Annotated in this window: 22 protein-coding genes; all 22 read right to left on the reverse strand. The window is 48.4% G+C overall.

The genetic code is table 11. The features are described 5' to 3' along the window. A partial coding sequence (gene nrdR / locus L0156_23850; GenBank protein MCI0606033.1) for a transcriptional regulator NrdR occupies positions 1-419 on the reverse strand: 419 nt, incomplete at its 3' end. A 36-nt stretch (positions 420-455) separates the two neighbouring features. Continuing rightward, positions 456-941 (reverse strand): 50S ribosomal protein L17, encoded by a 486-nt coding sequence (rplQ, locus tag L0156_23855; protein MCI0606034.1) that lies wholly within the window; start codon positions 939-941, stop codon positions 456-458. A 10-nt stretch (positions 942-951) separates the two neighbouring features. Next, on the reverse strand, positions 952-1,917 hold the full coding sequence (locus L0156_23860; protein MCI0606035.1) for a DNA-directed RNA polymerase subunit alpha: 966 nt from the start codon (positions 1,915-1,917) through the stop codon (positions 952-954). Positions 1,918-2,022: 105 nt separating this feature from the next. Next, positions 2,023-2,649 carry a 30S ribosomal protein S4 gene (gene rpsD / locus L0156_23865; GenBank protein MCI0606036.1) on the reverse strand — a complete coding sequence of 209 codons (627 nt, stop codon included), beginning with the start codon at positions 2,647-2,649 and terminating at the stop codon, positions 2,023-2,025. Between the two features lie 65 nt (positions 2,650-2,714). Further along, the gene (gene rpsK / locus L0156_23870) at positions 2,715-3,095 is read right to left on the reverse strand and encodes a 30S ribosomal protein S11 (protein ID MCI0606037.1); all 381 of its coding nucleotides are present in this window, start codon (positions 3,093-3,095) and stop codon (positions 2,715-2,717) included. An 11-nt stretch (positions 3,096-3,106) separates the two neighbouring features. Then, entirely contained in the window at positions 3,107-3,535 is a 429-nt protein-coding gene (rpsM, locus tag L0156_23875) for a 30S ribosomal protein S13 (GenBank protein ID MCI0606038.1), read from the reverse strand. A gap of 39 nt (positions 3,536-3,574) precedes the next feature. Beyond that, the gene (gene rpmJ, locus L0156_23880; GenBank protein MCI0606039.1) at positions 3,575-3,688 is read right to left on the reverse strand and encodes a 50S ribosomal protein L36; all 114 of its coding nucleotides are present in this window, start codon (positions 3,686-3,688) and stop codon (positions 3,575-3,577) included. 6 nt (positions 3,689-3,694) lie between these two features. Further along, positions 3,695-3,916, reverse strand: a complete 222-nt coding sequence (infA, locus tag L0156_23885; GenBank protein ID MCI0606040.1) for a translation initiation factor IF-1 — start codon at positions 3,914-3,916, stop codon at positions 3,695-3,697. Between the two features lie 54 nt (positions 3,917-3,970). Next, entirely contained in the window at positions 3,971-4,780 is an 810-nt protein-coding gene (gene map, locus L0156_23890) for a type I methionyl aminopeptidase (protein ID MCI0606041.1), read from the reverse strand. Positions 4,781-4,786: 6 nt separating this feature from the next. After that, positions 4,787-5,434: an adenylate kinase gene (locus tag L0156_23895; GenBank protein MCI0606042.1), complete on the reverse strand. Its 648-nt coding sequence runs from the start codon at positions 5,432-5,434 to the stop codon at positions 4,787-4,789. Between the two features lie 18 nt (positions 5,435-5,452). After that, a complete protein-coding gene (gene secY / locus L0156_23900; GenBank protein MCI0606043.1) occupies positions 5,453-6,841 on the reverse strand; it encodes a preprotein translocase subunit SecY in 1,389 nt (462 codons plus the stop codon). Next, positions 6,822-7,283: a 50S ribosomal protein L15 gene (gene rplO / locus L0156_23905; protein MCI0606044.1), complete on the reverse strand. Its 462-nt coding sequence runs from the start codon at positions 7,281-7,283 to the stop codon at positions 6,822-6,824. The genes secY and rplO overlap by 20 nt, the downstream gene beginning before the upstream one ends. Positions 7,284-7,285: 2 nt before the next feature. Next, positions 7,286-7,486, reverse strand: coding sequence for a 50S ribosomal protein L30 (gene rpmD / locus L0156_23910; GenBank protein ID MCI0606045.1), 201 nt, complete (start codon positions 7,484-7,486; stop codon positions 7,286-7,288). Positions 7,487-7,488: 2 nt separating this feature from the next. After that, positions 7,489-7,971 carry a 30S ribosomal protein S5 gene (rpsE, locus tag L0156_23915; GenBank protein ID MCI0606046.1) on the reverse strand — a complete coding sequence of 161 codons (483 nt, stop codon included), beginning with the start codon at positions 7,969-7,971 and terminating at the stop codon, positions 7,489-7,491. Between the two features lie 93 nt (positions 7,972-8,064). Continuing rightward, positions 8,065-8,427 carry a 50S ribosomal protein L18 gene (gene rplR / locus L0156_23920; protein MCI0606047.1) on the reverse strand — a complete coding sequence of 121 codons (363 nt, stop codon included), beginning with the start codon at positions 8,425-8,427 and terminating at the stop codon, positions 8,065-8,067. Positions 8,428-8,440: 13 nt separating this feature from the next. Further along, complete coding sequence (gene rplF / locus L0156_23925) at positions 8,441-8,983, reverse strand: 50S ribosomal protein L6 (protein MCI0606048.1); 543 nt, start codon at positions 8,981-8,983, stop codon at positions 8,441-8,443. Between the two features lie 120 nt (positions 8,984-9,103). After that, positions 9,104-9,499 carry a 30S ribosomal protein S8 gene (gene rpsH, locus L0156_23930; protein ID MCI0606049.1) on the reverse strand — a complete coding sequence of 132 codons (396 nt, stop codon included), beginning with the start codon at positions 9,497-9,499 and terminating at the stop codon, positions 9,104-9,106. Positions 9,500-9,600: 101 nt separating this feature from the next. Then, positions 9,601-9,786 (reverse strand): type Z 30S ribosomal protein S14, encoded by a 186-nt coding sequence (locus L0156_23935; GenBank protein ID MCI0606050.1) that lies wholly within the window; start codon positions 9,784-9,786, stop codon positions 9,601-9,603. A 13-nt stretch (positions 9,787-9,799) separates the two neighbouring features. Then, positions 9,800-10,417 (reverse strand): 50S ribosomal protein L5, encoded by a 618-nt coding sequence (rplE, locus tag L0156_23940; protein MCI0606051.1) that lies wholly within the window; start codon positions 10,415-10,417, stop codon positions 9,800-9,802. Between the two features lie 12 nt (positions 10,418-10,429). Continuing rightward, positions 10,430-10,753, reverse strand: a complete 324-nt coding sequence (gene rplX, locus L0156_23945) for a 50S ribosomal protein L24 (GenBank protein MCI0606052.1) — start codon at positions 10,751-10,753, stop codon at positions 10,430-10,432. Positions 10,754-10,758: 5 nt separating this feature from the next. Then, positions 10,759-11,127 carry a 50S ribosomal protein L14 gene (gene rplN / locus L0156_23950; GenBank protein MCI0606053.1) on the reverse strand — a complete coding sequence of 123 codons (369 nt, stop codon included), beginning with the start codon at positions 11,125-11,127 and terminating at the stop codon, positions 10,759-10,761. Positions 11,128-11,143: 16 nt separating this feature from the next. After that, a partial coding sequence (gene rpsQ, locus L0156_23955; GenBank protein MCI0606054.1) for a 30S ribosomal protein S17 occupies positions 11,144-11,308 on the reverse strand: 165 nt, incomplete at its 5' end.

Consider the following 11,308-nt stretch of genomic DNA (forward strand, 5'->3'; position numbering starts at 1 on the left):
AATTCACTGATGTCTTTGAATTCACGATAAACCGAAGCAAATCGGACGAAGGCAACTTTGTCGAGCCGCCGGAGGGATTCCATGATGTAAGAGCCCACTTCCTTTGTAGAGATTTCTTTTTCCGGTCGGTCCGCCAGCTGCGTTTCGATTTCATCGGCAATCATCTCCAATTCCGTGATCGCGATGGGCCGTTTCTCTGCGGCCTTCAGTAATCCGGCGAGAATTTTTCCACGATCGTAGCGCTCGCGTCTCCCATCTTTCTTGACGACCATGTAGAGAATTTCTTCTACACGCTCGTAGCTGGTGAAACGCTTCTGGCAATCCTCGCATTCACGCCGGCGACGGATCGACTCTCCTCCCTTGGATTCGCGGGAGTCAATTACCCTGTTTTGTTTTGAGCCGCAGTAGGGGCATTTCATCGGAGTTAAAGGGGCGCGATGAATCGCGCCCCTGTTTTATTCCTCAGCTTCTTTGGCCTTGGCCGCTTTTTTTCGAGTTTTCTTTGGGTCTGCTGCTGCTTCTGCTTCTTTGCCTTTTGCTTTCTTCTTCGCTCCTTTTTCAGGCTTGCCTTTTTCTTCCACAACAGGCTTCGTTGTCAATTCCACGAAAGCCCTTTGTGCGCCATCACCCCAACGCGCGCTGTAATGAACGATTCGCAGGTAACCACCCTTACCATTCGCATAACGTTTGGCAATATCGTCAAACAACTTTTGAACCACTTCCTTCTTCAGAATCTGTTCAAGAACCAATCTGCGCGCATGCAGATCTCCTTTTCGCGCGAGGGTAATCAATTTTTCCGCGTAAGGCCGCAGCTGTTTGGCTTTCGGCAAAGTTGTTTGTATACGCTCTTTATCAAACAACGATGTCGCCATATTGCGCAACATCATCATCCGATGAGCGCTTTTGCGCCCGAGTTTCCCTCGCCTATTTCGATGCCGCATGGCTGAACTCCTAAACTTCCATTCCCAGCGACAATCCCATGCTTTCCAGCACGTGTTTTACCTGCTGCAGGGATTTTCGTCCGAAATGTTTTGTCTTTAATAGATCCGATTCCGTTTTGGTTACCAGATCTTTCAATGTGTAAATATTCGCATTCTTCAAGCAGTTGTAAGCGCGAACTCCCAATTCCAGTTCCTCAATGCTCTTGTCCAGAGCGTCTTTGACCTGGGTGGGTGAGCCAAGTTTTCGCGCTGTATCTTCTGCGCTGATGGCCACCTTTCCTTCATCCAGAGCAATAAAAATATCCAGATGATCTGCAAGAATTTCAGCAGCCATTGATAATGCATCCGTTGGTGTTACTGTTCCATTGGTCCAGATTTCCAGCGTTAACTTCTCGTACTGGCTGGATTGCCCGATTCTGGCGGGCTCAACGTGATACTTCACTTTCAATACGGGCGAATGCACCGAATCCAGTGGAATATACCCGATCCCCAAATCTTTTTGCACATTTCTTTCGGCCGGAACATAACCTTTTCCTTTCTGGACAACCATTTCCATTTCCATCTTTCCGCGATCGCCGACAGTGCAGATGTGCAAATCAGGATTCAGAATTTTAATATCAGCATCATGCTTCACCGTTCCGGCGGTGACTGGCCCTATGTCGGTTGAATGAAGGGTCATGATTTTTTGATGATCGGCCATCAATTGAATGGGAATCTGTTTCAAATTCAAAATGATGTCCGTGACATCTTCCACGACACCCGGAATTGTTGTAAATTCATGCAACACTCCGCCGATCTTGACCGCTGTAATGGCGGCCCCTTCGATCGATGAAATCAACACTCTTCGAAGCGCATTCCCGACCGTAATGCCAAAACCTTTCTCAAATGGCTGAGCGTAAAACATGCCATAAGTGTCGGTCAGCGTTTCCCTGTTGATGTTTAAACGAGCAGGTTTCTGAAAACCTTCTAATACCATTATCGGACTTCCTCCTAAATCCTGGAACCTCTTGCGAACCGCGTAGACGCATCCGCTGTTTCGTCCCAGGTTTCTTAATTCCACGAAAATGAATCGTGGTTAAAACTACTTGGAATAAAGTTCTACGATGAGATTTTCCTGGATCGGCATCGTGAGGTCTTGCCGTGTAGGCAATGCCAAAAGTTTGCCCTGTGGTTTTTCCGCATCCAATTCCAGCCAGACCGGCACTCCACGACTTCTCGCAATGGCCAAAGCCTGCTGCATTTGCGCGTTTTGCATAAACGTTTCTTTGAATCCGATCACATCACCGGGCGAAACCGTGTAGGAAGGAATGGTTACTTTCCTGCCATTCACAGTGACATGACCATGAAGCACAAACTGCCGTCCTTGCTTGCGCGAAGCGGCAACGCCTAATCGATAAAGAATATTGTCCAACCGGCGTTCCAGAAGAAGCAACAGGGATTCTCCTGTGATTCCTTTTGATTTTTCCGCCCTTTCAAAAGTCAAACGAAACTGCTTTTCGAGCAATCCGTAAAGCCTTTTTACTTTTTGCTTTTCTCGTAATTGCAATCCATATCCGAGCAGCTTGGCCCTTCGATTCCTTCCATGCTGCCCCGGAACGGTCGGTCTCTTCTCGATAATACATTTGGTAAAACACTTCTCTCCTTTCAAGAAAAGTTTTTCACCTTCCCGGCGGCACAGTCTACAAACTGGCCCAATATATCTAGCCAAGTTACTCCTCCTAAATAATCGTGGATCGTAATCGTGATCGTAATCGTGATCGCAATCTCACACTCTTATACTCTTCTTCTCTTTGGTGGCCGGCACCCGTTGTGGGGAATCGGCGTTACATCTTTAATGGATTTGATTTCGAGTCCTACGGACTGCAGAGCCCGGATGGCGGATTCACGTCCGGCGCCGGGACCTTTTACGCGAACATGTACGCGTTTCATGCCATGTTTGACGGCTTCCTGTCCGCAATTCACGGCGGCTTGCTGGGCCGCGAAGGGAGTTCCTTTTCTGGAACCCTTGAAACCTAACGTGCCGGCGCTCGCCCAGCTGACAACGTTCCCCTGCAGATCGGTAATTGTAATAATCGCGTTGTTAAAACTTGCCTGGATGTGAACAACACCCATCGGAACTTTCAGGTCCTTTTTCTTCTTTGTTGCTTTAGCCATGCATCAACCTCTTATGATTTTGGCGCTGCGGGTGCTGCCGCTGGGGCTGCCGGCTTTGGCGCCGCCGCTGATGGTTTGCGAATAGTCATCGTTTTGCCACGCGGTCCTTTGCGTGTGCGAGCATTCGTATGAGTTCTCTGACCACGAACCGGCAATCCACGACGATGGCGAATACCACGATAGCATCCGATATCCATCAATCGTTTGATGTTCATCGATATTTCTTTTTTCAAGTCTCCTTCGACTCGACCCTCTTGATCGATGATTTTTCGAATGTTGCTGACCTGTTCTTCCGTGAGATCCCGGACTTTCACACCTTCCGCTACCTGAGCTTTTGCTAAAAGCGATTTTGCTCTGGTTCGTCCGATGCCGAAAATGTAGGTCAGGCCGATTTCTATTCTTTTGTTCGGTGGTAAATCAATACCGGCTATACGTGCCATAATGCTCCTATTTCAAATTGCATATTGCATAACGCAAAATTATCCCTGACGTTGTTTATGCTTCGGATTCTCGCAAATCACGCGAATCCTGCCACGACGAATGATGATTTTGCACTTATCACAAATACGTTTTACGGATGCTCTGATCTTCATAACTTTTCACTTAAATCGATAAGTAATCCGCCCGCGGGTCAAGTCATAAGGTGTCAGCTCCACTTTCACCTTGTCTCCCGGCAGAATCCGGATAAAGTTCTTTCTCATCTTCCCTGAAATATGAGCAAGGACAATATGTTCCTTGCCATCCAGGCGCACTCGAAACATTGCATTCGGTAACGTTTCCGTCACCGTTCCGGTAACTTCGATTGCTTCTTCTTTCGGCATAAACTCCTTATTTTTCACCGCAGAGAACGCTGAGATCGCTGAGAAAAGAAAAATTCATTTTCTTAATTCCTCGGCGTCCTCTGCGGCCTCTGCGGTAAATACAACCGGTTCCACCTTAGAAATCTCCGACAAAACCACGGGGCCATTCTCGGTAATGGCAATCGTGTGCTCAAAATGCGCTGCCAACGACCGGTCGCGCGTGATGGCGGTCCAGTTGTCCGCAAGAATTTCTACTTCCGGACCTCCCTGACAAACCATCGGCTCGATCGCAAAAACCATCCCGGCCTTAATCCGCGGACCCTGTCCGGGCTTTCCATAGTTCGGAATCTGCGGATCCTCGTGCAAATTTCTGCCGATTCCATGACCCACAAATTCACGCACCACTGAGTAGCCATATCCCTCAACAAATTTCTGTACCGCGAAGCCGATGTCACCGATCCGGTTTCCCTGTCGCGCCTGATCAATTGCAATTCTTAATGACTCTTTCGTAACATCGATCAGATTTTGCGCTTCTTTGGCAATCCTTCCTACAGCGAAGGTTCTGGCCGCGTCGCCGTAAAAACCATCCCAAATCGCGCCCAAATCCAGACTCACAATGTCTCCATCCTTTAATTTCCGCTTTGACGGTATTCCATGAACGATCTCTTCGTTGATCGAAACGCACAATGTCCTGGGAAAACCACGATAGCCTTTAAATGCCGGACGGGCTCCCGCTTTGAGAATCTCCGATTCGGCAACCGAATCCAGCTCAAGCGTTGAAATTCCTTCCTGAACACACTGTGCCAGCGATTGCAACGTCCGGGCAACAATAAGACTTGCCTTCCGGATCTTCTCGACTTCTTCTAATGACTTAATATGAACCATTTCCTTCTAATTCACTGCGTCTATAATTTTACTAGCAACGACGTCCCTCTGATTTACGCCGTTAATAGCTGTCAATACTCCCCTTTTCTTGTAATAATCGATCAAAGGGAGCGTCTCCTTTTTATAAGTCCTGATCCGTTTCCGGACCACCTCTTCCGCGTCATCGGCTCGTCGGACTAAAAGCGTTCCTTCCTGGTCGCATTTTTCATCCTCGGCTGGCGGTCGAAAATGAACGTTATAAACATTTCCGCATTTCGGACAAGTCCTTCTACCGGCAATCCGCTTCACGACTTGCTCTTCCGAAACCTGAATGTTAATTACAATCAATCGTCTCTCCGCTGGAAGCACTTCCTCCAATTGAGCAGCCTGTTTCCGATTCCTTGGATAACCATCGAGAATAAACCCATCCTTGCAATCCGGCCTGCTGATCCTTTCCCGAATCAGATTCAACATCGTTTCATCATCTACCAGCCCGCCCTCTTTCATGATCTCCTGCACCTTGCGTCCCAGTGGCGAATCCTTTTGTACGGCCGACCGGAGCATGTCTCCGGTTGAAATCTTGGGTATCGACAGTAGCTTCGATAAATACTCAGCTTGCGTACCTTTACCAGCTCCGGGTGCCCCAAGAAAAATAATTACCGGAATCGAATTCATATTTTCAAAGATCTATGATCAGCCCCTTCTTCCACGAATTCTGCCTTTCTTCACAAATCCTTCGTAGTGCCTCATGATCAACTGACTTTCGACTTGCTGCAGCGTATCCATTCCCACGCCGACAACGATCAGCAGAGAAGTGCCGCCGAAATAGAAAGGCACGTTCAATCCGCGCGTGATCCACTGAGGCAGAATGTCATTCAGTTTAGGGCCGATCCAGGGAATCGGCTCAACCTTGAATCCCTGAGTTAAAAATTCGGGCAAAATAGCAATTAATGCAAGATAGAGCGCTCCCACGAGAGTGATTCGTGTCAGTATGCGTTCAATAAAATCAGCTGTCCTTTTACCGGGTCGAATGCCGGGAACATATCCACCATGCTTCTTAATTTCATCGGCCACATTCGTCGGATTAAAAACGATGGCCGTGTAAAAATAGCAGAAGAAAATAATCAGCCCCACGTACATCAAGTTATACAACGGCATCCCGTAAGAAAGTTGTGTAACGATGCTGTCCACAACTTTGCTGCCTGTAAAATATTTCAACGTCTGTGGAAACGCCAGAATAGAGGATGCAAAGATTACCGGAATCACACCTCCCGTATTGACGCGCAAAGGAAGGTGGTTGGTGGTACCACCTACCACGCGCCGTCCCATAACACGCTTCGGATATTGAATCGGAATTCTCCGCTGCGCTCTTTCGACGTAAATAATGACGGCCACGACAACCACCATGAAGGCTGCCAGCAACAGGATTGTCAACATTCCCATGGTTTTGTGTTGCAGGTTGATAATCACCTGAAAAATCCCGCTGGGGAGCGCGACTACAATTCCAGCAAATATGATCAACGAAATACCATTTCCGATTCCGCGTTCCGTGATCTGTTCACCGAGCCACATCAGGAATGCGGTTCCTGTTGTCAGAGTAATCATCGTCAATAGGCGGAAAGCCATACCGGGGTTTTCCACCAGGCGCATCCCGCTCGGAGACATGCTTTCGAGCGTGAGCGCAATTCCGAAAGATTGAACCAGCGCAAGGACAACAGTCAGGTATCGCGTGTACTGCGTAATCTTGCGACGGCCGAGTTCCCCTTCTTTGGAGAGCTTCTCCAGATAAGGCCAGACCACCGTCAGCAGTTGCAAAATAATGGAAGCGCTGATGTACGGCATGATCCCCAACGAGAAGATGGAGACCCGCCGAAAAGCGCCACCGGAAAACAGATCGAGAAATCCCAGAACGGAACCCTGAGCTCCTTTGAAAAACTGTTCCATCGCTTGCGGATCGACTCCCGGCGTTGGAATCGTCGCGCCGATTCTGTATACGGCAAGCAATGCCAATGTATAAAAGATGCGCTTCCGGAGGTCCGGAATGCTCATCATATTTTTTACGCTATCTGCTACCAGCGCCACCAATAACCTCCACACTGCCGCCCGCAGCCTTGATCTTTTTGGCTGCGCGCACACTAAACTTGTGGGCTCGAACTACCAATGAGATTTTCAAATCACCATCGGCCAGAATCTTGACTCCGTGAACCGCTTTTTTTACCAGACCATGCCGGACCAGCTCCTCCGGAGTAATCGTGGTTCCCGGTTTGAATTTAGCAAGCTGCCCAACATTGATGGCAGCATACTCGCGCCGGAAAACCGAATTATTAAAACCACGCTTCGGAATACGGCGGTGCATCGGCATCTGGCCGCCTTCAAAACCACGTTTCTGACTGGTTCCGGCGCGGGACCCCTCTCCCTTACTTCCACGGCATGCCGTTTTCCCATGACCCGATCCGGGGCCTCGACCGACTCTCTTTCGCTTACGGGTCGCCCCTTGGGCCGGTTTCAGTTGATGAAGTTCCATAATTATTCCTCCTTCACCTCAAGAAGGTGAGGAATCGCTTGTATCATTCCTTTGATTGCCGGATTTGCGTCTTTGACCACTTCATGATTCATTTTCCGCAAACCCAGACTCTTTAAAACTGCCTTTTGTCTATCCGTACTTCCAATTGCGCTGCGAACCTGGCGAATTCGAATTTTCGGATAACGTATGATTTTCTTGGCCATGATTATTTCGACATCTCCCTGTTACGAATTGCCGCCACCTGTTCGGGTGATCTCAATCTCATTAATCCGTTGAAAGTCGCCTTCACTACGTTGTACGGATTGGAGGAACGAAGGGACTTTGTCAAAATGTCTTGTATCCCCGCAAGTTCAATGACCGCGCGCACAGCTCCGCCGGCAATCACGCCGGTGCCGGGCGCAGCCGGTCTCAAGAAAACACGACCTGCTCCATAACGGCCTAGCACTTCGTGTGGAATTGTATGTCCCTGCAACGGCACATTGATCATGTTTTTCCGCGCGTCCTTCGTCGCTTTCTCAATCGCAAGCGGAACCTCTTTCGCTTTCCCTTTTCCATATCCAACACGTCCTTTGCCATCGCCCACTACCACCAGAGCGCTGAAATTCAGATTCTTTCCGCCTTTGACAACTTTCGTGACGCGATTGATATGAACAACTTGATCTCTAAATTCCTGAACTTTCTCGTCCAACCCAACCTCCTAGCTCTTTAACGCAGAGACGCAGAGATAATAAAAAATTTTCTTTTTTCTCTGCGTCTCTGCGCCTCCGCGTTAAAATCTTCATTAGAATTTCAAACCTGCTGCACGGGCCGCTTCCGCCAATGCTTTCACGCGACCGTGATACAAATAACCGCTGCGATCAAAGGTGACTGCATCGATTCCTTTTTGTTTGCATTTTTCAGCCATCAGTTCTCCAACCAGTTTTGCTGCTTCCTTGTTTCCGGTCTTACCGGCCTTTCCTTTGATCTCCAAACTCGATGCAGAAAGCAACGTTTTGCCGCTTCTATCATCAATTGCCTGAACATAAATATGATTCAGACTGCGATATACGCACAATCTTGGCATATCGGGATTTCCCGAAATCTTTCTCCTCAATCTCATTTTTCTTCTGAGGCGGGCGTCTTCTTTTGTTTTAATCTTAGGCATACATCACTCCTGCTTACGCTTTCTTCTTTCCTTCCTTCAGCTTCATACGCTCATCCGCATATTTGATCCCTTTTCCTTTGTACGGATCGGGCGGTCGCACGTTTCGAATATGCGCTGCGTACTGGCCCACTTTCTGTTTATCCGCGCCATGGAGCGAGAACTTATTTTTATTCTTTTCATCGAAAGTAATTTGAAGATCTTCCGGTAATTCGATTTCAACGGGATGCGAATAGCCAACTGTGAACACGAGTTTTTTCTTTTCGAGAGCTACGCGATAACCGATGCCCACGATCTCAAAGTCCTTTTTGAATCCTTCTGTTACTCCTTTAACTGCATTCGATACCAGCGCGCGCATCGTGCCGTGCAGCGCACGATCCGATTTCTCTTCAGAAGGCCTTTTGCAAACGATGCCTTCTTTTCCTTTTTCAATTGTGATCCGTGAATTCATGGGAACCGTGATGAGCCCTTTAGGTCCTTTGACTTCCACGCGGGCATCTTTGATTTGCACCTGAACTCCCAAAGGAACTGAAATTACCTTATTACCAATTCGAGACATGTTTTTACCCTTTGTTAACCGCCAAGGCACAAGCGTCTGCGCGTAGCGAGTCTTCGCGTCTACGCGTAGACTCAGAGACGCGCGACGCGGAGACACAATTGTCTTGGCGGTTCATCTTTATTACCAAATTTCGCAGAGGACCTCGCCGCCGACTCCCTGCTTGTGCGTTTCGTGACCGGTCATGATTCCTTTGGATGTAGAGACGATAGCAACGCCGAGGCCTCCCATCACTTTTGGCACTTTTTCGCTAACGGCATAAATTCTGCAGCCAGGCCTGCTCACCTGTTTCAGTCCGGTGATGACAGATGCACCATCTGCGTACTTCAAGAATATTCGAATGCTTCCCTGTACTGCATCTTCCTGCACTTTGTAATTGGCAATGAATCCTTCTTCTTTTAGAATCTTCGTTATTTCCACTTTTACTCTGGAGGAAGGAATATCCACCTTTTCATGTCCTGCAGAAATTGCATTGCGGATTCGAATCAAGTAATCCGCAATTGGATCAGTCACGCTCATATACTTACCTCACTTCTTTTTTTAACCGCCAAGGCGCCAAGTTCGCCAAGTGAAAACAAAATAAATCTTTCTTGGCGTTCTTGGCGTCCTGGCGGTTCAACTCACCAGCTCGCTTTTGTTACGCCGGGAATTTCTCCCTGTAGAGCCAGTTTTCGGAAACAGATTCTGCACAGATCGAATTTGCGCAAATAAGCACGGGGCCGCCCGCACAGCGGGCACCTGTGATATTTGCGTGCCGAAAACTTTGGCTCTCTACGGCTTTTCACTTTTAACGCAAGTCTTGCCATAAATGATTTCTCACTACTTCCTGAAAGGCAGGCCCAAATGTGCCAGCAACGTTCTGGCTTCCTCATCTGATCTTGCCGATGTAACAAACGTTATGTTCATTCCTCTCATCTTATCGACTTTTGTATAGTCGATTTCCGGAAAGATGAGTTGATCTTTCAGGCCGAGAGTGTAATTCCCACGACCATCAAAGGCATCCGGATTCAAGCCCTTAAAATCGCGAACACGCGGAAGCGCAATGCTTACGAGGCGATCAAGAAATTCATACATACGATCGCCGCGCAAAGTTACCGAAGCTCCGATCGGCATCCCTTCGCGAAGCTTAAAAGATGAAATCGCTTTCCGCGCCCGCCGGATCACAGCTTTTTGTCCCGTGATTCTGCCGATCTCATCGACCGCGTAATCAAGCACTTTAATATTCCTGGAAGCTTCACCGACTCCCATATTCACAACAATCTTCCGCAGCCGGGGCACTGCCATGGCATTCGGGTACTGCTCCCGCTGCAAAAGCAGAGCCAGGATTTCGCCTTTGAATTTCTCTTTTAGCCGGGGAACCGGACCTTTTCCGGATACTTCCACCTGTTCCTGTTTCTCTTCTTTTTTTGCTTTCTTCTCTTTTACTTCCTTAGCCATTGTTACCTATCCTTACTTTTCCAGAGTGCCACCGCACTTCGCGCAAATGCGCTGTCTGCTGCCGTCCTCCAAAGAACGATGTTTCACTCGTGTTTGTTTTCCACATTCCGGACACACGATCATCAGATTCGAGGCGCGAATAGGGGTCTCCTGCTGGGTGATTCCCGCTTGAACTCCCTTTGCCGGATTCGCTTTTGTATGTTTCTTGCGAAAATTAATTCCTTCCACAATTGCCGTACCTTTCTCCGACTGGACCCGCAAGACCTTTCCCAGTTTGCCGCGGTCCTTTCCGGCAATCACTTTTACCTGATCATTTTTCCTGACATGAATTCTCATAAATCCTAAATAACCTCCGGCGCCAGCGAGATAATTTTCATGAACTTGCGGTCGCGAAGTTCACGGGCGACAGGTCCGAAAACGCGCGTTCCTATCGGTTCGTTCGCCTGATTGATGAGAACAGCAGCATTATCATCGAAGCGGATGTACGATCCGTCTTTTCTGCGCGTTTCTTTTCTTACACGCACAATCACTGCGCGAACCACTTCGCCTTTTTTTACGTTTCCTTCCGGGACTGCTTCTTTCACGTTTGCGGTGATGATATCGCCGAGTCCCGCATAACGGCCCGTAGAACCACCTAGCGGCAGGATGCAGCTGATCCGCTTTGCGCCGGAATTATCGGCTACCGTCAAAATTGTTCTCATCTGTATCATGGCATCCTCCTCGCTACTATTGCTGGGGTGAGCTCACAACGGAGACGACTCTCCAGCATTTGTTTTTACTAATCGGCCTTGTCTCACGAATCACCACTCGATCACCGACGCGGCATTTGTTTTCTTCATCGTGTGCCATAAATTTCGAGCTTCGTTGCACGATCTTTTGATATAACGGATG

The sequence above is a fragment of the bacterium genome (assembly GCA_022616075.1).
Lineage (GTDB): Bacteria > Acidobacteriota > HRBIN11 > JAKEFK01 > JAKEFK01 > JAKEFK01.